Source organism: Bradyrhizobium niftali (genome assembly GCF_004571025.1).
GTDB lineage: Bacteria > Pseudomonadota > Alphaproteobacteria > Rhizobiales > Xanthobacteraceae > Bradyrhizobium > Bradyrhizobium niftali.
In genome coordinates this window covers 197,231-220,634 of the sequence record NZ_SPQT01000001.1, presented here as the reverse complement: position 1 = coordinate 220,634, position 23,404 = coordinate 197,231, and the positions used below count along the sequence as shown (strand labels likewise).

Genomic DNA, 23,404 nt, shown 5'->3' with positions numbered 1-23,404 from the left:
ATCTTCTGGGCTGGTGCTGATGAAAAGCCGCCGCATCCATCTGATGGGAGCTTCGGGCTCCGGCGTGACGACGCTCGGTCGCGCGCTCGCCGCCCGGCTTGCGCTTCCGCATCACGACAGCGACGACTACTTCTGGCTGCCGACCGCGCCGCCCTACCAGACGACGCGCCCCGCCGCAGAGCGCCTGCGCCTGATACGCGAGATGTTTCTGCCGCGTCTCGATTGGGTGCTGAGCGGAACCGTCACCGGCTGGGGCGACGAGCTCGTCCCGTTCTTCGATCTCGTCGTCTTTGTGACGACGCCGCGCGAGCTTCGCTTGCAGCGCCTGCGTGGCCGCGAGGCTACGCATTTCGGAGCTGATGCCGTCGCACAGGGCGGCTGGCGTCATGAGGAGACGGAGTCGTTTGTCGAATGGGCCTCGCGCTACGAAGCCGGCGATCGCGAGGGCCGCAGTCTCACAAAAGATGAGGCCTGGCTCGCGGGCCTGCCCTGCCCGGTCGTACGCATCGACGGCTCACGCCCGCTTGCGGATCTTGTCGAGCAGCTATGCAGCGAGGCGGAGCGGTTACCCGGCTGATGTGATACTGTTGCGGTCCCACCTCCAAATAACGAAGCAGGGAGACAACCATGCTCAACCGACGCAGCGTCCTGCTTGCCTCACTTACCGCCGGAGTAGCCATGACCAGCAAAGCCCACGCCCGCGCGTCGCAGCCCGCGACGCCGGTCAATTTCGACGTGCCGGCGCAGGCCTGCGACTGCCACACCCACATCCATGGCGATGTCGAAAAGTTTCCGTTCTTCGCAGGACGGGTCTATACGCCTGAGCCGGCAAGCCCTGAAGAAATGGCCGCTCTGCACCAGGCGCTGCATATCGAGCGCGTGGTGATCGTGACGCCGAGCGTCTACGGCAGCGACAACTCCTCCTCTCTGTTCGGCATGAAGGCGCGTGGCGGAACCGCGCGCGGGGTCGCCGTGATCGACGACAAGACGACGGAGGTCCAGCTCGACGCGATGCAGCAGGACGGCTTCCGCGGCATTCGCATCAATCTTGCGACCGGCGGCGTCAGCGATCCCAATGTCGGCCGGACCCGCTTCACCGCGGCCGTGGAGCGCATGAAGGCGCGCGGCTGGCACGTGCAGCTCTACACCACGCTGCCGATGATCTCGGCGATCAAGGACCTGGTGCTGGCCGCGCCCGTGCCCGCGGTGTTCGATCATTTCGGCGGCCTCGAGGCTTCGCTCGGGCTGGAGCAGCCGGGATTTGCGGACCTGGTCGCGCTCGTCAAATCCGGCAAGGCCTATGTGAAGATCTCCGGTGCCTATCGCTCGTCAAAACTCGCGCCTGATTATCAGGACATGGTGCCCTATGCGCGCGCGCTGATCGCGGCCAATCCGGATCGCATCGTCTGGGGCACCGACTGGCCGCATCCGGATTCGAGCCGCGTCGAGGGACGGAAAGCCACCGACATCGCGCCGCTCTACCAGATCGACGACGGTCGCCTGCTCAACCAGCTCCCGGTGTGGGCACCGGATGCGGATGTGCTCAAGAAGATCCTGGTCGACAATCCGGCGCGACTCTACGGATTCTGAGTCGCGACGGCCGCCCGCGATCAGCGCGCGCGGCGGGAGAAGAAGGAGATCAGCACCGGCAGCGTCACCAGGATCACGACCGGTGCCAGCATCATGCCGGTGACGACGACGACCGCGAGCGGCTTCTGCACCTGCGAGCCGATGCCCTCCGACAGCGCAGCGGGCAAGAGGCCGACGCCGGCGACGACGCAGGTCATCAGCACTGGCCGAAGCTGAAGCTCGCCGGTGCGGATCACCGCGCTCACGCGGTCCATGCCTTCCTCGATGAGCTGATTGAACTGCGACAGGATGATGATGCCGTCCATCACCGCGATGCCGAACAGCGCGATGAAGCCGATCGCCGCGGAGACGCTGAACGCCGTGCCGGTGATCAACAGACCCAGCACGCCGCCGAAGATCGCCATCGGGATCACGCTCATGGCGAGCAGCGTGTCGGTCATCGAGCCGAAATTGAACCAGAGCAGGACGCCGATCAGCGCCAGCGAGATCGGCACCACGATCGACAGGCGCCGGATCGCGTCCTGGAGATTGCCGAATTCGCCGACCCAATCCATGTGCGAGCCGGGCGGCAGCTGCACCTGGTCGGCGATCTTCTGCTGCGCCTCGCGGATCGCGCTGCCGAGATCGCGCTCGCGCACCGAGAACTTGATCGGCAGGTAGCGCTCCTGCTGCTCGCGATAGATGTAGGCCGCACCCGAGACGAGGCTGATGCTGGCGACCTCGCTCAACGGGATCTGCGTGACAGTGCCGTTCGGGCCGGGCGCGCCGATGCGCAGGTTCTGGATCGCCTCCGCGCTCCTGCGATATTCCGGCGCAAGGCGGACGATGATCGGGAAATGGCGGTCGCTTCCGGGCTCGTAGAGATCGCCCGCGGTGTCGCCGCCGATCGCGACCTTGATGGTGGCGTTGATGTCGCCCGGTGCGAGGCCGTAGCGCGCGGCCTTGGCGCGGTCGATGTCGATCTGGATGGTCGGCTGCCCGAGCGAGGTGAACACAGCAAGGTCGGTGACACCCTGCACGGTCGACAGCACCTGCTTGATCTTGTTGGCGGTGTCGGTGAGCGCCTGCAGATCGCTGCCGAACAGCTTGATCGAGTTCTCGCCCTTCACGCCGGAGACAGCTTCGGAGACGTTGTCCTGGAGATACTGCGAGAAATTGAACTCGACGCCGGGGAAGCGGTCGTCGAGCTGCTTGAGCAGTTGCGCGGTCAGCTCTTCCTTGTCGCGTGTGCCGGGCCATTGGCTCACGGGCTTGAGCGGCGCGAAGAACTCGGCGTTGAAGAAGCCGGCCGCGTCGGTGCCGTCGTCGGGACGGCCGTGCTGCGACACCACGGATTCCACCTCGGGCCGGGCGCGGATCACCTTGCGCATCTCGTTGACGTAGGTGTTGCCCTCCTGGAGCGAGATGGTCGGCGGCAGCGTGGCGCGGATCCAGAGATTGCCCTCTTCCAGCTTGGGCAGGAATTCGAGGCCGAGCAGCCGGCTAAGCGCCACCGTCATCAGCACGAGACCGACCGCACCGCTAAGCATGATGCCGCGATTGGCGACCGCCCAATGCAGCACCGGCATGTAGATCCGGTGCAGGATCAGCATGACCTTGGTCTCGGTTTCCTCGACATGCGCGGGCAGGATGATCGCGGACAGCGCCGGCGTCACCGTGAAGGTGGCCAGCAGCCCGCCGGCGAGCGCATAGGCATAGGTGCGCGCCATCGGTCCGAAGATGTTGCCTTCGACGCCGGAGAGCGTGAACAGCGGCAGGAAGGCCGCGATGATGATGGCGGCGGCGAAGAAGATCGAGCGCGACACGTCGGCCGCGGCGCTGAGGATGGCGTGGCTCTTCATGCCGAACAGCGTCTCGGGCGACATGTGCTCGGATTCGGACACCGGCGTCGTCTGCGTCAGGCGGCGGAAGATCGCTTCCACCATGATGACGGTGGCATCGACGATCAGGCCGAAGTCGATCGCACCGACCGACAGCAGGTTCGCCGATTCTCCGCGCAGCACCAGGATGATCACCGCGAAGAACAGCGCGAACGGAATGGTGGCGCCGACGATCAGCGCGCTGCGCAAATCGCCGAGGAAGATCCACTGCAACAGCACGATCAGGAGGATGCCGACCACCATGTTGTGCAGCACGGTGTGGGTGGTGAGCTCGATCAGGTCGCCGCGGTCGTAGATGCGCTCGATGCGCACGCCGGGCGGCAGGATGCTGGAGTCGTTGATCGTTTGAACGAGCTGGTGGACGCGCTTGATGGTTGGCGAGCTCTGCTCGCCACGACGCATCAGGACGATGCCCTGCACGATGTCGTCGGACTCGTCGAGGCCGGCAATGCCGAGACGAGGCTTCTGACCGACGGTGACGGTGGCGACGTCCTTGACCAGCACCGGGTTGCCGTTGGTCTGCGAGACCATGGTGTTGGCAAGGTCGTCGATCGAACGTATCAGGCCGACGCCGCGCACCACGGCCGATTGCTGGCCGATATTGACAGTGTTGCCGCCGACATTGACGTTCGCATTGCCGACCGCCTGGAGCAATTGCGGCAGCGTCAGGCCGTTGGCGACGAGCTTGTTGAAGTCGACCTGGAGCTCGTAGGTCTTGCTCTTGCCGCCCCAGCCGGTGACGTCGATGACGCCCGGCACGGCGCGAAAGCGGCGCTGGAGGATCCAGTCCTGGATGGTCTTGAGGTCGAGCACGCTGTAATTCGGCGGGCCGACCAGGCGGTAGCGGAAGATCTCGCCGATCGGGCTGAGCGGCGAGATCTGCGGCTGCACATTGCCCGGCAGCGGCGCGAGCTGCGCCAGGCGGTTCAAGACCTGCTGCAACGCCTCGTCATAGGTGTAGGCGAAGGAGAACTGGAGCTTGATGTCGGAGAGGCCGTAGAGCGAGATGGTGCGGATGGTCGTGAGGTTCTTCAGACCCGCGACCTGGGTCTCGATCGGGATCGTGATGTAACGCTCGATTTCCTCGGCCGACAGGCCGGGGCTCTGCGTCACGATATCGACCATCGGCGGGGTCGGGTCGGGATAGGCCTCGATGTTGAGCTGGTTGAACGCGATCAGGCCGCCGATCAGCACGGCAACGAACATGCCGACCATCAGGAAGCGCCGGTTGACGGCAAGGGCGACGAGACGATCCATTCAGCTCTTCAGTTTGTTGTCAGTTTTTGGGTCGTCGATCAGCTGCCGGACGCCGCGCGGTCGATGAACAAGCTGCCCTTGGTGACGATCTGCTCGCCGGGCTTCAGGTTGCTCGTGACTTCAACGAGGTTGCCGTTGATGAGGCCGATCTTGATCTGGCGCAGCTCGACCGACTTGTCCTCGCGCGCCACCCAGATGCGAACCTTGTCGGCTTCATAGATCAGCGCCTGTTTCGGCACCGCCGGTGCCGCACGGTCGCCAGCCGAATAGATCGTGACGTTGGCGAACATTTCCGGCTTGAGCACGCCGTCCTTGTTGTCGATGGTGGCGCGAACCAGCAGACGGCGGGTGCTGGGATCGATCGCGGCGGCGACGTAGTTGATCTTGGCGGTCAGCGGCCGCCCCGGCAGCGCCATCACGTTGACGGTGATGTCCTGCCCGATGCATACCGCGGCCGCGTCGCTCTCGCGCACGAAGGCGGTGAGCCAGACCGTTGAGAGGTCGCCGATCACGAAGACCGGATCGCTGGCGCCGGAATTGACGTACTGGCCTGGGCCGATCTTACGCTGCACGACCGTGCCGGAGATCGGCGAGTAGATCGTGATCTCCCGATCGATGACGCCCTTGTCCTGGAACACCTTGATGGTCTCGTCGGTGAAGCCGAGAATCCGCAGCTTGTTGCGTGCGGCTTCCAGCGCCGTCGCCGAGGAGCGCATGTCGTTCTGCGCCTGAACCTGGGTGGCTTCCGCCTGCTGATAGTCCTTCAGCGGAATGGCGTGGCCCTCATAGAGATCCTTGGCCCGCTTGAACTGGATGTCGGCAAGATCGATCGCCGACTTCGCCTTGTTCTGCGAGGTCATCGCCGCGATGAAATCGTTCTGGGCCTGCACGGTGTCGGCGGCCTCGATCGTGAACAGCGGTTGACCTTGCTTCAGCATCTCGCCCGGCTTGGCGAGCAGCTTGGTGACCCTGCCCGCATACGGCGAGAACACCGGCGTCGAGCGATCCTCGTCGACCGCGACCTTGCCTTCGGTGACATATTCGGCGCGGAAGGTCTTGGCCTTGACCGGCTCGATCGTCAGCGTCGCCCATTCGGACGGCGTCGGCGTGAAGTTCTGCGCATTCCTGCGCGACTGGCTGGAGACCTCGGAATGACTTTTTTCCTTGGCCCCCGCATAGAGGAAGCCATAGGCACCGGCGCCGGCGAGTGCCAGTAAAACTACGGATGTGATCACCCGTTGTTTTGTAAGCACCTGCAATCGCTTGGTATTTTCAACTACCATGGGGCCCGGTCATGTCTGCGACGATCTCGGCAAATGACTGCCTCATCGGTCGCGCTAATAGTGCCGAATTCAGATTTCAAACAACCTAAAAAACGCCCCGCACCTTTCCGTTTGCGTTAAAATTTTGCGACGCGTCAGCTCCAAGTAAGCTATCCAAGTAAGCCAAGTGTCAGCTTCTCAGCGGCCACTGTGCCGGATGACTGCCGAGCGGCATCGCCGGACGGCTCCATTGCGTCGGCGTTCTCGACAGCAGCGCCGAATGGCGCACCGCTTTCAACGTGCCGAAGCCAGATGGCATGCTCTCGATGAACGCTGCATGTACGGCCTCGCCCGTAAGATCCGGGGTGTCCAGTCCGCCGTCGAGCCGGCCGAGATTCCACAACCAGCGGCCGGTCTGCGCCAGCGACACGCGCACGTGCCAGCTGCCGCCTTCGCCGGCCTGACGCGCTTTGGCCATCATCGCGCCAAGCGCCATGAGATAGCCGGTAGCGTGATCGAGTATCTGTGCCGGCAGTTCCTTGGGACCGTCGATGCCGGCGGCCTGCCCCTCGGCATGGTTGAAACCGGTGGTGGTTTGCACCAGAGAGTCGAAGCCGCGCCGCTCGGCCCAGGGGCCGGCATGGCCGTAGGCTGACAGCGTCACGTAGACGATGCCGGGATTGATCTTCGCGGCCTCCTCGGGCCCGAAGCCGAGGGCGGCAAGCGCACGCGGGCGATAGCCCTGCGAGACAATGTCGGCGCCCTTCAGCAACTCGCGCAACTGCGCCCTGCCCGCTTCGCTCTTCAGCTCGACGAACGTGGTGAGCTTGCCGCGGCCGGTGTCGATGGTAAGCCAGGGAATGGCGGGTAGCTCCGGCCCCGACACCAGCAGCACATCCGCACCATGCGCGGCGAGCGTGCGGCCGGCGACTGGCCCTGCGATGACGCGGGAGAGATCGAGCACGCGGAGGCCTGCGAGAGGGCGATCGCCTTCAGGCCACGGCCTTGGCGGGGCTTCGCCGATCCTCTCGATCGACATCAGCGGCAGTTCGGCGAGCGCACGCGCCTGCGGCAGTGCGGACCACTCGTCGTAAGAGCGCATCAGGGCAACGACGCCGCCTGCAGCGTAAGCCGCGGATTCAAACTCCTCGCCCTTCCACCGCATCAACGCGGCCTGCACCTTCTCGCGCTCCGCCTCGCAGGCGAGCACCTTGCAGACCGCGTCGCGGTGATGCGGAAAGTTGGTGTGGCAGCGGACGAAGCGGCCATCGCCGGTCCTGTAGACGCCGGCGATGGCGTCCCAGGCCGGCGGCGGCGGCTTGTCGTCGAGGCGCAAATAGCGCTCCGAACGGCATTCGGCCACGGCATGGCGCGTGTCGACATGGACGTCCTGCGCCTCACCGCTTCGCAGTCGCCAGATTTCGGCGGCGGCGAGGCCTGCGGCAGCGATTGTGGTTTGGCCGGCGACAGCGACACGAAACGAGGACGGGATCTGCGGCTCCTCCCCGGTCAGCCGTACACGTTCGAGCGCGACAGGATCGCCGCCAACGGAGGTCCAGATACCCTTGAGAATATCGGCGGGGCTTTGCATGGCCGCTTCTCTCCCGTTCGGGCTATTGTTTTAAAGTAGTATCCTTCCGGAAAACCGCTGCCCATTTTTCCGGATCATGCTGTACTTTTCGCGACCATGTCACGATCGCAGAAAGGAATGCAATGGCCGCCATCGATCCCCTTACCGCCGGCGCCGTGTTCATCGCAACGGCGGCCACCGACGCGGTCTATGTCATGTTCACCTCCGCCGTTATCGCGCGCAAGCGCGTGCCGGCGGCGAACTGGAGCGCGGTCTGGTACCTGCTCTCCTCCTACGCGGTGATCAGCTATACCGAAAACGCCTTCTATGTCGCTTTCGCGGCGCTCGGCTCCTGGGCCGGCGCCTACGTCTCGCTGACCTACCTGCACCGCCCGCCCGGCGGCCCGCCGGTGGGGGCGGCGCCGGAGTGAGGTCGTCGCGGTCTTGGCGATCCAGCACGGTGTCATCATCCGCCTTGTGCGCACTTGCGCACTGGAGCGGATGATCCAGTATTCCAGAGACGCCAGAGATAGAACCGAGACGCCGCGGCGTACTGGATACCCCGCTTTCGCGGGGTATGACGCGGAGACCGTATTCAACGCCGTCGCGTAAACCGCTAAAGTCGAACGACCAACAACAAGGAAAACAAACATGGATCTCGGTCTCAAGGGAAAGAACGCCATCGTCCTCGGCGGCACGCGCGGCATCGGGCGGGCGATTGCGGCGACGCTGGCCGGCGAAGGCGCCAATGTCGCAGTATGCGCGCGCAACGCGGATCAGGTTGCGGCCACCGTCGCTGAGCTGAAGGCGAGCGGTATCCGCGCCACCGGCAGCCCGGTCGACGTCACCGACGGCACGGCGCTGAAATCCTGGGTCGAGGGCGCTGCCAAGGAGCTCGGCGGCATCGACATGCTGTTCTCCAATGCCGGCGCGATGGCGCAAGGTCAGGATGCGGCATCCTGGGAGCAGAATTTCCGGCTCGACGTGCTCGGCGCCGTGCATGCATTCGATGCCGCGCGACCGTTCCTCGAAGCGAGTGGCGAGACAAGCGGTGACGCCGCCTTCGTCATCATCTCCTCGATCTCGGCCGCACAGGCCGATCTCGCGAGCTCCTACGGCCCGATCAAGGCGGCGCTGATCCACATGGCCAAGGGGCTGGCGCGGCAATACGCGAAGAAGAAGATCCGCGTCAACGTGGTCTCGCCCGGCACCGTCTATTTCAAGGGCGGCGTCTGGAACATGATCGAGCAGAACATGCCCGAGCGCTACAAGGATGCGATGAAGCGCAACCCTACCGGCCGCATGGCAACGCCGCAGGAGATCGCAAGCGCCGCGGTGTTTCTGGCAAGCCCGGTGTCGGGGTTCACGACCGGCTCCAATCTCGTCGTGGACGGGGCGATCTCGAACCGGGTGAATTTCTAGAGGGCACTGTGTCATCGCCCGCGAAGGCGGGCGATCCAGTATTCCAGAGACAGTGCAGCTAGAACCGAGAGGCCGCTGCGTACTGGATACCCCGCCTTCGCGGGGTATGACGACCGAGAGTGAGGGCGATCGCTTCAACAAAACTCGTCATTGCGAGCGTAGCGAAGCAATCCAGACTGCGTCCGCGGAAAGACTCTGGATTGCTTCGCTGCGCTCGCAATGACGGTGTGGCGGCATTCTGCGTCACATCCTCAATGAAAATCCCGCGACGGCGGCAGGATGCGGACGTTGCGGGGGTGGCGCATTTTCTGCGCCGGCGCGTCCGCGTGATCGCGGCGGTCGTCGTTGAGAGGCTCGATCAGCGCGGCACCTGATGGCACAGGATGCTTGCGGGCCAGCGAGTCGTTGGCAAGGCCGATCAGATCGTGCGAGCGGTCGACCATGCGCTGGGCGATGAGATGCGTCACCTTCTCGGGGCTGCTCTGGATATAGCCTTGGACCAGGATGAGGCGCGCGCCCATCACTTCCTTGCGGTACTGCTCCATGATCTTGGGCCACACCACGACATTGGCGATGCCGGTTTCGTCCTCCAGCGTCATGAACACGACGCCGCTGGCGCTGCCCGGCCGCTGCCGGACCAGCACCACGCCGGCGCAGCGGACGCGGCGCCGTTCGTTCTGATGATTGACGTCCTTGCAGGCGACGACGCGCTCGCGCGAAAACATCTCACGCAGGAATTCCATCGGGTGGCCCTTCAGCGACAGCCGGATGGTCTGGTAGTCCGCGACCACCTGCTCGGGGCGCGGCATCACCGGCAATGGCTTTGCGTGCTCGTCGGGCTGCTCACGGGCGGTGGCGGCCTCGAACAGCGGCAACGGCACGCCGTCGGGCAGCCGCCGCACCTGCCACAGCGCCTCGCGGCGATCGAGCCCGAGCGAGCGGAACGCGTCGGCATCGGCAAGCAGGATCAGCGCACGCTTGGGCAGGCCGGTGTCGCGGGCGAAGTCTTCGAGCGAGGTGAAGGGACGGCGGTTGCGGGCGGCGACGATGCGGTCGGCCCAGTCTTCCTTCTTGTCATTCCGGGGCGACGCGCCAGCGTCGAGCCCGGAATCCATTCCGCCAGGCATATGCGGTCCGATGGATTCCGGGTTCGCGCCAAGTGGCGCGCCCCGGAATGACAGCTGGGAGTGTTTCAGGCGCTCCTCATCCTCGTCCAGCCAATGGAAGCCGTCGATCTGGCGGAAGCCCAGGCGTACCGCGCAATATTTGCCGCTCCCCTGCTCCAGCGTGCTCTGCGCAAAGCTGCAGGACACGTCGATGTCGCGGACCTCGACGCCGTTCTTGCGGGCATCGCCGACGATCTGCGCCGGCGCGTAGAAACCCATCGGCTGCGAGTTCAAGAGGCCGCAGCAGAACGCATCCGGGTGATAATATTTCAGCCATGACGAAATGTAGACGAGCTGCGCAAAGCTCGCCGCGTGACTCTCAGGAAAGCCGTAACTGCCAAAGCCCTTGATCTGGTCGAAGCAGCTTTTGGCGAAGTTGGGATCGTAGCCGCGCGCGACCATGTTGCCGATCAGTTTGTCCTCGTATGTGCCGATGGTGCCGACATTGCGGAAGGTCGCCATCGAGCGGCGCAGGCCGTTGGCCTCCTCGGGGGTGAATTTGGCCGCCTCGATCGCGATGCGCATCGCCTGCTCCTGGAACAGCGGCACGCCCTTCGTCTTGTGCAACACCCTGTAGAGCTCGTCCGCGGGACCATGATCGGGTGATGGCGAGGGATAGCTCACCTTCTCCTGGCCGTTCCGCCGCCGCAAATACGGATGCACCATGTCGCCCTGGATCGGCCCCGGCCGCACGATCGCGACCTCGATCACGAGGTCGTAGAACGTCCGCGGCTTCAGGCGCGGCAGCATGTTCATCTGGGCGCGGCTCTCGACCTGGAACACGCCGAGCGACTCCCCGTCACACAGCATGTCGTAGACTTTGGGATCGTCCTGCGGAACGCTCGCCAGAACCCAGTGCTCGCCCTTGTGGCCCGCGATCAGGTCAAAACATTTGCGGATGCAGGTCAGCATGCCGAGCGCAAGCACGTCGACCTTCATCATGTTGAGTGCGTCGACGTCGTCCTTGTCCCATTCGATGAAGGTGCGGTCGTCCATGGCGGCGTTGCCGATCGGCACATAGGTGTCGAGCCGGTCCTGGGTGAGCACATAGCCGCCGACATGTTGGGAGAGATGACGCGGGAATTCGATCAACTCGGTCGCAAGCTCGACCGCGAGGTTGATCATGGGGTTTTGCGGATCGAGCCCGGCCTGCTTGACCTGCATGTCGTTGAGGCCACTGCCCCAGCTCCCCCAGACGGTGTCGGCGAGCGCGGCGGTGACGTCCTCGGTCAGGCCCAGCGCCTTGCCGACGTCGCGGATGGCGCTGCGCGGACGATAATGGATGATCGTGGCGATGATCGCGGCGCGGTGGCGGCCATAGCGGCGATAGACATATTGCATCACCTCCTCGCGCCGCGAATGCTCGAAATCGACGTCGATGTCGGGCGGCTCCAGCCGCTCCTTGGAAATGAAGCGCTCGAACAACAGATCGACCTTGGTCGGGTCGACCGAGGTGATGCCGAGCACGTAGCAGACGGCCGAATTCGCCGCCGAGCCGCGGCCCTGGCACAGGATGTTCTGGCTGCGCGCGTAATGGACGATGTCGTGCACGGTGAGGAAGTAGTGCGCGTATTTCAGCTCGGCGATCAGCGCGAGCTCTTTCTTGAGTGTGGCACGCAGCTTGTCATCGATTTCGCCGGCGAAATATTTATCGACGCCCGCCCAGGTCAGATCCTCCAGATGCCCTTGCGCGGTCTTGCCCGGCGGCACCGGCTCGTCCGGATATTGATATTTGAGCTGGTCGAGCGAGAAGTCGATCTTGTTCGCAAAGCGCATGGTCTCCGCGATCGCCCCGGGAAAGTCCCGGAACAGCCGCGACATTTCGCGTGGAGTTTTGAGAAAGCGCTCCGCATTGGCCTCGAGCTTCCGTCCGACCGCCTCGATCGTGGTCTTTTCACGGATGCAAGTCAGCACGTCCTGGAGGGGGCGACGGCCGGGATCGTGATAGAGCACCTCGTTGGTCGCGAGCAGCGGCACCTTTGCTTTTCCCGCGAGATCATCGAGCCGCGCCAGGCGACGCCGGTCGTCGCCGCGATAGACCAGGCTCGCCGCCAGCCACACGCCATCGGCGCGGGTCGCTTTGAGCTTTGCAAGAACATCCAGCGCCTGCGCCGGCTCGAAGCGATGCGGCAGGGTCAGGACCAGAAGCTGGCCTTCCGAAAACGCGAGGAGATCGGGGAAGGTGAGACGGCACTCGCCTTTCTCGATCCGCGTGATGTCGTCGCCGCGCTTGCCCCTGGTGAGAAGCTGGCAGAGCCGGCCATAGGCTGCGCGGTCGCGCGGATAGACAAAAATGTCGGGCGTGCCGTCGATGAAGACGATGCGCGCGCCGATCAGCAGCTTTGGCTTGTGCAGCACCTTGTCATTGTCGAGCTCCTTGTAGGCCCGCACCACGCCGGCAAGCGTGTTGTGATCGGCGATGCCGATCGCGGAGATGCCGAGGATACTCGCCTGATGCACATAGGCGCGCGGATCCGAGCCGCCGCGCAGGAACGAGAAGTTGGTGGTGATGCCGATCTCGGCATAAGCGGACGCGGTCATGCGAAGAGACCGTGCACATACCAGCCGGGAGGAACCGGCTTGCCGTCGTCGTCGAACACCTCCCCCTCGTAAAGACCGTCGCGAAAAATCCAGAAGCGCAGCCCCTCGGCATCCTCGATGCGGAAATAGTCCCGCGTGAACTGCTTGCCGTCCTGCCGCCACCATTCCATGGCGATGCGCTCGGGTCCTTCCACCCGCACCACCGCATGCAGCGCGCGGCGCCAGGTGAATTGATGCGGCGGACCGTCGGGCACGGTCGCGAACGGCACCTTGATCGGCTCAGGCTTGTCGAACAGCCTGAGCGGGCGCAGCGGCGGCTCGCTCTCGACACGTGCCGGCCATTCGGCCTGCATGGCGGCGGCGAGATGATGCTGCGCCGGCGCGGCTATCACCGCACATTCAGGAATATGCGTGTCCTGCGGCAGGTGCACGACGACGCGCTTTCCACCGATCCGCGCGGCGATGCGGTCGATCAGCGCGGCGAGCTCGTCATTGTCGTGGACATGGGCGTCGAGATCGCGCTGCTCCTGCACCACGATCTCGGTGCGGCTCGCCGACAGCCGCACCATGTCGAAGCCGAAGCCGGGATCGAGGGGATCGGCGAGCGCATCGAGCCGCTCGCGGAACAGGCGGTCGATGACGGCGCTTCGCGTCACCGGACGTCCGGTCTCGACCATGATCGCGCGCACCACGCCATCGGTGCGGAAGAAGGCGGCCTCCAGCCGCCGCGCGCCCTTGCCCTGCTTCTCCATGGACGCGATCAACGTGTCGGCGAGCCGCGACAATGTCATCGCGATCATGGTGTCGGTCGCGATTGGCTCGGCAAAGCGCTTCTCCACGATGTAATCAGGCAGCGGCTTTCGCGGATTGATCGGCGCATCGCCCTGCCCCAGCGCGTGCGCGAGCAGCGTGGAGAACCGCGCGCCGAACCGCGCCGTGATCTCGTGGGCGCTGCGCGATGCGACATCGCCGATGGTCTTCAGGCCGGCGCGGCGCAGGCCGGTGGTGATGGCCTCGCTCGCGCCGAGCGCAGACACCGGCAGCCGGCTGATCGCCTCCGCCTCCCCGCCATCGGCGACGATGGTGCCTGTGACCTGCCGCGTCAGAGTCCGCGCGCAGACCGAGGTGCCGGCAATCGCCGCGCTGACGGCAAAGCCTTGTCGGCCGAGCGCGCGAACCAGCGTCTGCAACAGCGCAGCTTCCCCGCCGAACAGATGCGCGCAGCCGGTGATATCAAGAAACAGCCCGTGCGGCGGATCGAGCGCAACCAGCGGCGTGAAACGGTCGCACCAGTCGGCGATGTCGCTCAGCGTCTTCGCATCGGCGACGACATCGGCATCGAACACCCGCAAGTCCGGGCACATCGCCCGGGCATTGGCCAAGGGCTGGCCAATATGCAGCCCGAGACGCGACGCCGCATCGTCGAGCGCATGGATCACCAGCGCATTGGTGTCCTTGATGACGACGACGCTTGGCTCGTTGTCCTTATGCAGTCCGGCGCTGCCAAGGAACCGCTGGATCCGCTCGATGGGCAGGTGCGGCAGCCACAGGCTGAGGATACGCCGACGATTCACTGAACTGGCACTCATCACATTTCCATTCCATGATCCACCGGCCGCATGGGCCATGACGATTGCGCAACAGCTCGGCATCGAAGCGCGGCGCGCCCCAGGCGCTCCACATCGAGCCCGGCGGCGAATGCGCCGCACGCAGCATCCATCGTGTCTCCGCGGTCGAGGGCAGCGGCTGCGCGGCCATCCGCAGCAGCAGGCCGGTGACGCCGGAGCCTTGCGCGGCCAGCGTCAGCTTGCGGCTCGCCACGAGATCGAACTGCCGCGTCTCGCCCCAGAGCTCGAGCACGACCGCGCCGAGCGCATCGCAGGCGAGTGCATCGGCCGAAGTACGCAGCGCACTCTCCACATCGGCCGCGCGCACCATCACCACGCGGCGCGGATCGAGGCCGAGTTCGGCGAGTCCGCTCATCGACAGCGCACCGGCTTCTAGCTCCGAAAAATCCTGCCGCACCCACAGCAGCGGCCGGCGTGCGGTCACGCGTCCCGCAACGCCCATGACAAACCCGGTCGCGGCGGCGCCCTGGCGCCCCTCGCAAAACACCTCGTGGATCGCCGCACGCGCAAGTCCGCCCTTCAGCGCGCTGTCGACCTCGCCGTGGCCAAGCGCGACGCGATCGCGCTGATGCACGACCTCCGCCGTCTCGATGCGCTCGATCTGGCCGCGCAGGGTCGCAAGCGCGCTCATGCGTGCGCCGCTCATGCTCGCCGCTCCTTTGAGATAGGTGCCGTGGCTCAAAAATAAGAACCCGCGGCTGGCTCATTTGTTCATGATATGTTCTAATATAAAGCTAACGGCGCCCTGGGAGTCAATCGAATTGGCGCGCCTTCGGATTCATGAGCGGAATCAAGAGGATTCGAGTGCCATGTACCTCGTCACCCTGAACAGCGAGACCGATTTCGACGGCTGGCGCAAAGCCGCTCGCGCATTCGCCCTGCATCACATCGCCCCGGCGGACGTGGTGTGGCACGTGCAAGGCCAGACGGAAGACCAGATGCCGCCCGGCCTGTCCGAAGCGCCGAGCCTTCCGCCGATCGAGACCGAGAGCACGTTCACCGTGCCGGCCAATTTCATCGAGCTTGCCCGCGTCGCGATCCTGCATCGCGAGGGCGAGCGTTTTGCGCTGCTCTATCGCCTGCTCTGGCGGTTGAAGGTCGATCACGACCTGCTCGCGACGATGAGCGATCCCGACGTGGCGCAGGCAATCACGATGGCAGGCGCGGTGCAGCGCGATGCGCAGCGGATGCGCGATCTCGTCCGCTTCCGCGAGATCTGGCGCGAGCAGAAGGCGCATTACGCCGCCTGGTTCGAGCCGGAGCATCACATCGTCGCATTTGCCGCGCCGTTCTTCGCGCGTCGTTTTGCCGACATGCCCTGGTCGATCCTCACGCCTGACGTTTGTGCCCATTGGAACGGTCACGCGATCTCCTTCACGCCTGGAATCAGCCGGACGGAGTGGCCGGCCCCAGGGCGCCTGGAGGAAACCTGGCGGCGCCATTTCCAGCCCGGCCGGCTGACCACAACCGCGGCGCCGGTGAAGCGTCGGAGGAACCTCCAGGACGCATCGACGCTTGGATCGATACTTGGACCCCTGCTCGCCGATGCCGAACGCTGGACCGGCGGACGGATTTCCCCACGTCCGGAAGCCATCATGGGACACAAAGCAGCCGCCAAGGATCTCGAAGCGCTCCGCGAGGAGGCCGCGCATTGCCGTGCCTGCCCGCTCTACAAGGACGCGACGCAAACCGTGTTCGGCGAAGGCCCGAAAGACGCCACCATCATGCTGGTCGGCGAGCAGCCCGGCGACAAGGAAGACCTCGCCGGCCATCCCTTCGTCGGCCCCGCCGGCCAGATGCTCGACCGCGCGCTGGAGGAAGCCGGGGTCGATCGCAGGAAGGTCTATGTCACCAACGCGGTCAAACACTTCAAATTCGTGCCGCGCGGAAAAATCCGCCTGCATCAGAAGCCGAATACACAGGAGATCCGGGCATGCCGGCAATGGTATGAGCGGGAGCTGGCGGGCGTTCAACCCGATCTCGTCGTGGCGATGGGCGCCACCGCCGCGCAAAGCGTGTTCGGCAAGATCACCCCGATCGGCAAGACCCGCGGCCGGCTGATCGACCTTCCCGACGGCCGCAAGGCGCTGGTGACGGTGCACCCCTCCTATCTGCTGCGGCTGCCCGACCCCGAAGCCAAAGTGCTGGAATATCAGCGCTTTGTCGAAGATCTGAAGATCGCGGCCAACTTGCAGAAGAAAGCGCGCGCCGCCTAAATAACGGCGGGAAAACGCCTTTCAACCACCGCTTGTCATCCAGCCTTCAAATCCATCGCGGACAATACCCTTACCTGAAAGTTAAGGGGCGTCCTGACATGACCGATGTAGCATTCGACCGCGCGGTAGCCGATCCCGCGCCGATCCAGCCGGCCTCGCGGCCAAATCTCGACAAGGGCTTCAATCCGCTGACGATGATCCTGTTCTTCGGCATCCTCGCCGCGGGCCTGCTGTTCGTCGCCTACAGCATCTATGCCGACGTCAACGCGACCGGCACGCGGGTGACGACCTTCCTGCCCTACATCCTGCTGTTCGTCGCGCTGCTGATCGCGCTCGGCTTCGAATTCGTCAACGGCTTCCACGACACCGCCAACGCGGTGGCGACTGTGATCTACACCCATTCGTTGCCGGCCGAAGTCGCCGTGATGTGGTCGGGCTTCTTCAACTTCCTCGGCGTGCTGCTGTCCTCCGGCGCGGTCGCCTTCGGCATCGTCTCGCTGCTGCCGGTCGAGCTGATCCTCCAGGTCGGCTCCAGCGCCGGCTTCGCGATGGTGTTCGCGCTGCTGATCGCCGCGATCCTCTGGAACCTCGGTACCTGGTATTTCGGCCTGCCCGCCTCCTCCTCGCACACGCTGATCGGCTCGATCATCGGCGTCGGCATCGCCAACGCCGTGATGCGCGGCCGCGACGGCACCTCGGGCGTGGACTGGAGCAAGGCCACCGAGATCGGCTACGCGCTGCTGCTGTCGCCGCTGTTCGGCTTCATCTGCGCCGCCGTGCTGCTGCTGCTGCTCAAGTTCATCGTGCGCAACCCTGCGCTCTATGCCGCGCCTGAAGGCAACAAGGCGCCGCCGCTCTGGATCCGCGGCCTCCTGATCGCGACCTGCACCGGCGTCAGCTTCGCCCACGGCTCGAACGACGGCCAGAAGGGCATGGGCCTGATCATGCTGATCCTGATCGGCACCGTGCCGACCGCCTACGCGCTCAACCGCGCGCTGCCGGAATCCCAGGTCGCCCAGTTCCAGAAGGTCTCGGAGGCCGCCTCCAAGGTGATCGCGGCCAAGGGCGCCGGTCACTCGATCATAGGCGATCCCCGTCCTGCGGTGACGCAGTACATCACCTCGCACCACATCAGCGAAGGCACCTACCCCTCGCTGTCGGTGCTGGTGAAGGATGTCGGCGACCAGGTCGTGAAGTACGGCTCGCTCAACAAGGTACCGGCGGAAGTGGTCGGCAACACCCGTAACGACATGTACCTGACCTCGGAAGCCATCCGCTTCCTGATGAAGGACAAAGAAAACGACCTCAACAAGGATGAGGTCGCGACCTTGAACGCCTACAAGGGCGGGCTCGATAGCGCCACGAAGTTCATCCCGAACTGGGTGAAGATCGCGGTCGCCATCGCGCTCGGTCTCGGCACCATGATCGGCTGGAAGCGCATCGTGATCACGGTCGGCGAGAAGATCGGCAAGACCCATCTCACCTATGCGCAAGGCGCCTCCGCCGAGCTCGTCGCCGCGGCCACGATCGGCGCCGCCGACGTGTTCGGCCTGCCGGTCTCGACCACCCACGTGCTGTCGTCAGGCGTCGCCGGCACCATGGCCGCGAACGGCTCGGGCCTGCAGATGGCGACCATCCGCAACCTGCTGATGGCCTGGGTGCTGACGCTGCCCTGCGCGATCATGCTGTCTGCCACGCTGTACGTGATCTTCTCGCGGATATTCTGAGCCGATCAGATCCTCAAAACAAAGGGCCCGTGCGATGCACGGGCCCTTCTCATATGTGCTGCTGGCTTGGCTTTAAGACGCCGCGAGCGATTCCTCGACCAGCTTGACCCAGTAGGACGTGCCGAACACGATCGCCTCGTCGTTGAAATTGTAGGCGGGGTGGTGCAGGCCGGCGCTGTCGCCGTTGCCGCAGAAGATGAAGGCGCCGGGGCGCGCTTCCAGCATATAGGCGAAATCCTCGCCGCCCATCAGCGGGGGCATCTCGTGCACGTTGGCATCGCCCGCGACCTGCCTCGCGATACGCCGCGCCACCTCGGTCTCCGCGGCGTGGTTGTTTACGACGGGATAGTTGCGCTTGTAGTGCAGGTCGATCTTGGCGCCGGTGATCTGCGCCACGCCCGCCACCACTTCGTGCACGCGCTTCTCGACCAGCTTGCGCACCTCCGGCGACAGCGTGCGGATGGTGCCCCTCAGCGTCGCGGTCTGCGGAATGACGTTGCGGGCATTGCCGGCGTGGAATTCGCAGATCGAGATCACGGCGGATTCCAGCGGATCGACGCTGCGCGCCACGATCGACTGCAGCGCGGTGATCACCTGCGCGCCGACCAGCACGGAATCGATGCATTTGTGCGGACGGGCGGCATGGCCGCCGAGGCCCTCGATCATGATGTCGACTTCGTCGGTCGCCGCCATGATCGGACCCGGCCGAATCGCGAACGAGCCGATCGGGATGCCCGGGCCGTTGTGCATGCCGTAGACCTGCTCGATGCCGAAGCGCTCCATCAGCCCGTCCTTGACCATGGCTGCGCCGCCGGCACCACCCTCCTCGGCCGGCTGGAAGATCACGACGGCATCGCCGGAAAAATTGCGGGTCTCGGCGAGGTAGCGCGCCGCCCCAAGCAGCATCGCGGTGTGGCCGTCATGACCGCAGGCGTGCATCTTGCCCGGATTCTTCGAGGCGTAAGGCAGGTTGGTCTGCTCATCGACAGGCAGGGCATCCATATCGGCACGCATGCCGATCACCTTGAGCCCTTCGCCGGCTGGCTTGCTGCCCTTGATCACGCCGACCACGCCGGTCTGGCCGAGGCCGGTCACGACCTCATCGCAGCCGAATTCACGCAGGCGGTCCGCGACGAATGCTGCGGTGCGGTGAACGTCATACAGCAACTCGGGGTGCTGGTGGATGTCCCGGCGCCAGGCCTGAATATCGGGTTGAAGGTCGGCGACGCGGTTCACGATGGGCATGGATGGTCTCAAGCTCTGTTGGGAATACAGGACTGTCTACCATGCAAGCCGCAGTCCACCTAACCGCTACGGATCGGGGGGAGCCCTGTCCTCTCGTCATGGCCGGGCTTGTCCCGATCCGCTGCGTCTGCCTATTAGGACAGAAAGCGCGTGGATGTCCGGGACGAGCCCGGGCATGACGCCTGTTTGGGTGGAAGCAGAATGCCAAGGCGGCTTGAAGGTGAGTTTGACTACATTGTCGTTGGGGCGGGCACGGCGGGCTGCATTCTCGCCAACCGCCTGTCGGCCGATCCGAAAAACCGCGTCCTCATTCTCGAAGCCGGCGGCGACGACAACTGGATCTGGTTCCACATTCCGGTCGGCTACCTCTTCGCGATCGGCAACCCACGCTCGGACTGGATGTTCAAGACCGAGGCCGAGCCGGGCCTGAACGGCCGCGCGCTCGCCTATCCCCGCGGCAAGGTGATCGGCGGCTGCTCGGCGATCAACGCCATGATCTCGATGCGCGGACAGGCCGCGGACTACGACCATTGGCGCCAGCTCGGCATGACCGGCTGGGGCTATGACGACGTGCTGCCGCTGTTCAAGCGGCTCGAGGACCACTTCCTTGGACCAAGCGAGCATCATGGCGCCGGCGGCGGCTGGCGCATCGAGCCGCCGCGGATATCGTGGGACGTTCTCGACGCCGTCGGCGATGCCGCAGAAGAAATGGGCATCAAGCGCATCCCGGATTTCAACACCGGCGACAACGAAGGCACCAGCTATTTCCACGTCAACCAGAAGCGTGGCCGACGCTGGTCGTCGGCGCGCGGCTTTCTCAAACCGGCACTGAACCGGCCCAATCTGCGGCTCGAGAAGCACGTGCTGGTCGACCGCCTCATCATCGAGCAGGGCCGCGCCGTGGGCGTGCGCTTCATCCAGAACGGCGAGGTCATCGAGGCGCGTGCGAAGCGCGAGGTGGTCCTGTCGGCAGGCGCGATCGGCTCGGTGCAGGTGCTGCATCGCTCCGGCATCGGGCCTGCCGACTGGCTGTCGCCGCTCGGCATCGACGTGGTGATGGACAAGCCCGGCGTCGGCCGCAATCTTCAGGATCATCTCCAACAGCGCGCGATCTACAAGGTCGAGGGCGTGCGCACGCTGAACGAAACCTATTACAACCTGTTCCGCCGCGGCCTGATGGGGCTCGACTACGCCTTCCGCCGCCGCGGTCCGCTGACCATGGCGCCGTCGCAGCTCGGCATCTTCACGCGCTCCGATGCAACACGCGCACGCGCCAACATCCAGTTTCACGTGCAGCCGCTGTCGCTCGACAAGTTCGGCGATCCCCTGCACCGCTTCCCCGCCATCACGGTGAGCGCCTGCAATCTCCAGCCGACCTCGCGCGGCACCGTACGGCTGCGCGCGCCGAGCCCGGACGAGAAACCGATCATCGCACCGAACTATCTGTCGACCGACGACGACCGCCAGGTCGGCGCCGACGCCATCCGCACCACCCGGCGGCTGATGCAGCAGAAGGCGCTCGCAAAATATCGCCCGAGCGAATATCTGCCTGGCCCTTCCGTCGGTGACGACGATGCGTCACTCGCCAGAGCCGCGGGCGATATCGGCACCACCATCTTCCATCCCGTCGGCACCGCGAAGATGGGCGCGGCGAGCGATCCGATGGCGGTGGTGGACGAACGGTTGCGCTTCTACGGCCTCAGCCGCCTTCGCATCGTCGATGCCTCGATCATGCCGACGATCACGTCGGGCAACACCAATACGCCGACCGCGATGATCGCCGAGAAGGGCGCGACGATGATCCTGGAGGATGCGAAGTAGCATCCTGTCCCCATGATCAATCCACATCGCTTCTCCATCGGCCCCACTGATGCGCAGATCGCGATGCTGCGATGGGGCGAGAACGGGAGACCACCCGCCCTGCTCGTGCACGGCACCGGTTTCGTCGCCGACGTCTGGGACGAGGTCGCGCGCGAGCTCGCATCGACCTACACCGTCTACGCGCTCGACCGTCGCGGCCACGGCGCGAGCCACAAGCCCGATGCCTATCATTTCCTTGATTTTGCCGAGGACGTCTGCCGGGTGATCGATGCGCTCGATCTGCGCGACATCTACGGCATCGGCCACAGCGCAGGTGCGACCGATCTCCTGCTCGCGACGAAACTTCGGCCAGGACGCTTCACGCGCCTGTTCGTGATGGAGCCGACCGTCATGGACCCGCGCGCGACACGGTCCGGAGGATTGAACGAAGAGTCCCTCGCCCGCGTCCAGGGCACGCTGCGCCGGCGGGCCGAGTTCGACAGTGCCGACACCGTGTTCGAGCGCTACCGCACCGCGCCGGCGTTTGCGGATTGGACCGAGACCTCGCTCCGGGCCTATATGCAACACGGCTTCGTGCCGCTCGACGATGGCCGTGTCCGGCTCTGCTGCACACCCGAGATCGAGTACGCGATGCTGCGTCCGATCTACGAGGCGATGGAGCAGGTTTACGTTGGCGATGCCCGCGGCAACCCGTTTGCAGGGCTCGCCGAGATCGAATGCCCTGTCCGCGTCGCGACTGCCGCGAAGTCGGGACCGATCTACAAGGAGATGGCGCGGCGCGCCGTGTCGCTGATTCCGCACGTCGGCACGATGGTCTTTGAGGACGCCGGGCACTGCGTGGCGCAGGAAAGGCCGGAGCGCGTGGTCGAGGCCGTGCGGGAGTTCGCGAAATAGGTCTCTTGCCCCGGACGCAGCGCAGCACGCCGTGGTGCGCTGCTGAGCCGGGGCCCAGACCGCCCGAGCCGCATGGGTCCCGGCTCTGCAACGCACCGCCAAGAGGCGCTGCGTCGCGTCCGGGACACGAAACATTGCTCACGAAAACGTCATCGCATTCCGCGAATAAACCGGCCCCACCCCCAATCACCTCCCCGAAGCCCAATTCCGGGCGAGAGGAGGCGTGCGATGAGCGGACACGATCACGGGGACGACGGCGTCAGCCGACGCAAGGTGCTGGAATGCATGACCTGGGCCGGCACCGGGGTGCTCTGGACCGTCACGGGCGGCGTGCCGCGCTCGCTCGGCATCATCGATTCCGCGCAAGCTGCGACCGCGGCAGCGCCCGGCATGAGCTTCCTCCAGATCAGCGACAGCCATGTCGGCTTCGACAAGCCGGCCAACCCCAATGCACTCGGCACGCTCGAGGAAGCCGTGGGCAAGATCAACGCGATGCCGGCCAAGCCGTCGTTCATGATCCACACCGGCGACATCACCCATCTGTCGAAGGCCGCCGAGTTCGACAATGCCGATCGCATCATCTCGCAGGCCAAGCTGGACGTGCACTACGTCCCCGGCGAACATGATTTCCTCGACGAGGAAGTGAAGTTCTATCGCGAGCGCTACGGCCGCGGCACCAAGGGCCAGGGCTGGTATTCGTTCGACGCCGGCGGCGTGCACTTCGTCGGCCTCGTCAACGTCGTCGACCTCAAGGCCGGCGGCCTCGGCAATCTCGGCGCCGAGCAGCTCGCCTGGCTGGAGGACGATCTGCGCGGCAAGTCGAAATCGACGCCGATCGTGCTGTTCGCCCACATTCCGCTCTGGACCGTCTATCCGGAATGGGGCTGGGGCACCGAGGATGGCGGCCGCGCGCTCGAACACGTCAAGGGTTTCGGCTCGGTCACCGTGCTGAACGGGCACATCCACCAGGTGATGCAGAAGGTCGAGGGCAACGTCACCTTCCACACCGCGCGCTCGACCGCCTTCCCGCAGCCGGCGCCGGGGGCCGCGCCCTCGCCCGGTCCGATGAAGGTCGAGGACGCAAGGCTCCGCTCCATGCTCGGCGTTGCCAGCATCAACTTCAAGCAGAACGAGCAGCGGCTCGCGATCATCGACACACCGCTCCAGGGTTGATCCAGGGCTGAA

General features: G+C 65.1%; 16 protein-coding genes. 9 read left to right on the top strand and 7 right to left on the bottom strand.

Annotation, left to right across the window (positions count from 1 at the left end; translation table 11 throughout):
* Positions 1-19: 19 nt before the first annotated feature.
* Positions 20-577, top strand: coding sequence for a P-loop NTPase family protein (locus E4K65_RS00940; protein ID WP_135172506.1), 558 nt, complete (start codon positions 20-22; stop codon positions 575-577).
* Between the two features lie 50 nt (positions 578-627).
* Positions 628-1,590 (top strand): amidohydrolase family protein, encoded by a 963-nt coding sequence (locus E4K65_RS00935; protein WP_135172505.1) that lies wholly within the window; start codon positions 628-630, stop codon positions 1,588-1,590.
* A gap of 20 nt (positions 1,591-1,610) precedes the next feature.
* Here E4K65_RS00935 and E4K65_RS00930 read toward each other — a convergent pair whose 3' ends face one another.
* From E4K65_RS00930 to E4K65_RS00920, 3 genes are all read right to left on the bottom strand, one after another.
* Complete coding sequence (locus E4K65_RS00930) at positions 1,611-4,727, bottom strand: efflux RND transporter permease subunit (protein WP_135172504.1); 3,117 nt, start codon at positions 4,725-4,727, stop codon at positions 1,611-1,613.
* Between the two features lie 38 nt (positions 4,728-4,765).
* Positions 4,766-6,010, bottom strand: coding sequence for an efflux RND transporter periplasmic adaptor subunit (locus tag E4K65_RS00925; RefSeq protein ID WP_135172503.1), 1,245 nt, complete (start codon positions 6,008-6,010; stop codon positions 4,766-4,768).
* A gap of 169 nt (positions 6,011-6,179) precedes the next feature.
* The gene (locus E4K65_RS00920; RefSeq protein WP_135172502.1) at positions 6,180-7,580 is read right to left on the bottom strand and encodes a CoA transferase; all 1,401 of its coding nucleotides are present in this window, start codon (positions 7,578-7,580) and stop codon (positions 6,180-6,182) included.
* Positions 7,581-7,702: 122 nt separating this feature from the next.
* Between E4K65_RS00920 and E4K65_RS00915 the strand changes: the two genes are divergently transcribed.
* Positions 7,703-7,990, top strand: a complete 288-nt coding sequence (locus E4K65_RS00915) for a hypothetical protein (protein WP_028172312.1) — start codon at positions 7,703-7,705, stop codon at positions 7,988-7,990.
* A gap of 220 nt (positions 7,991-8,210) precedes the next feature.
* Positions 8,211-8,981: an SDR family NAD(P)-dependent oxidoreductase gene (locus E4K65_RS00910; RefSeq protein WP_135172501.1), complete on the top strand. Its 771-nt coding sequence runs from the start codon at positions 8,211-8,213 to the stop codon at positions 8,979-8,981.
* Positions 8,982-9,232: 251 nt separating this feature from the next.
* Here the strand turns inward: E4K65_RS00910 and E4K65_RS00905 are convergent, their stop codons facing one another.
* From E4K65_RS00905 to E4K65_RS00895, 3 genes are read right to left on the bottom strand one after another with little or no spacing between them, the layout of a single operon-like run.
* Positions 9,233-12,688: an error-prone DNA polymerase gene (locus tag E4K65_RS00905; protein WP_135172500.1), complete on the bottom strand. Its 3,456-nt coding sequence runs from the start codon at positions 12,686-12,688 to the stop codon at positions 9,233-9,235.
* A complete protein-coding gene (locus E4K65_RS00900; protein ID WP_167770421.1) occupies positions 12,685-14,277 on the bottom strand; it encodes a Y-family DNA polymerase in 1,593 nt (530 codons plus the stop codon). The genes E4K65_RS00905 and E4K65_RS00900 overlap by 4 nt, the downstream gene beginning before the upstream one ends.
* Positions 14,174-14,962, bottom strand: a complete 789-nt coding sequence (locus tag E4K65_RS00895) for an ImuA family protein (RefSeq protein ID WP_135172499.1) — start codon at positions 14,960-14,962, stop codon at positions 14,174-14,176. The genes E4K65_RS00900 and E4K65_RS00895 overlap by 104 nt, the downstream gene beginning before the upstream one ends.
* A 163-nt stretch (positions 14,963-15,125) precedes the next feature.
* On the opposite strand from E4K65_RS00895, the gene E4K65_RS00890 reads away from it, so the two are divergent.
* On the top strand, positions 15,126-16,532 hold the full coding sequence (locus E4K65_RS00890) for a UdgX family uracil-DNA binding protein (RefSeq protein ID WP_135172498.1): 1,407 nt from the start codon (positions 15,126-15,128) through the stop codon (positions 16,530-16,532).
* Between the two features lie 98 nt (positions 16,533-16,630).
* Positions 16,631-18,259, top strand: a complete 1,629-nt coding sequence (locus E4K65_RS00885; RefSeq protein WP_135172497.1) for an inorganic phosphate transporter — start codon at positions 16,631-16,633, stop codon at positions 18,257-18,259.
* A 72-nt stretch (positions 18,260-18,331) separates the two neighbouring features.
* Here E4K65_RS00885 and E4K65_RS00880 read toward each other — a convergent pair whose 3' ends face one another.
* Positions 18,332-19,504, bottom strand: coding sequence for a M20 aminoacylase family protein (locus E4K65_RS00880; protein WP_135172496.1), 1,173 nt, complete (start codon positions 19,502-19,504; stop codon positions 18,332-18,334).
* Between the two features lie 201 nt (positions 19,505-19,705).
* Here E4K65_RS00880 and E4K65_RS00875 point away from each other — a divergent pair, with 201 nt between their 5' ends.
* From E4K65_RS00875 to E4K65_RS00865, 3 genes are all read left to right on the top strand, one after another.
* Positions 19,706-21,325, top strand: a complete 1,620-nt coding sequence (locus tag E4K65_RS00875) for a GMC family oxidoreductase (RefSeq protein ID WP_135172495.1) — start codon at positions 19,706-19,708, stop codon at positions 21,323-21,325.
* 12 nt (positions 21,326-21,337) lie between these two features.
* Positions 21,338-22,219 carry an alpha/beta fold hydrolase gene (locus E4K65_RS00870; RefSeq protein ID WP_135172494.1) on the top strand — a complete coding sequence of 294 codons (882 nt, stop codon included), beginning with the start codon at positions 21,338-21,340 and terminating at the stop codon, positions 22,217-22,219.
* Between the two features lie 228 nt (positions 22,220-22,447).
* Complete coding sequence (locus E4K65_RS00865; RefSeq protein ID WP_135172493.1) at positions 22,448-23,392, top strand: metallophosphoesterase family protein; 945 nt, start codon at positions 22,448-22,450, stop codon at positions 23,390-23,392.
* Positions 23,393-23,404 lie beyond the last annotated feature (12 nt).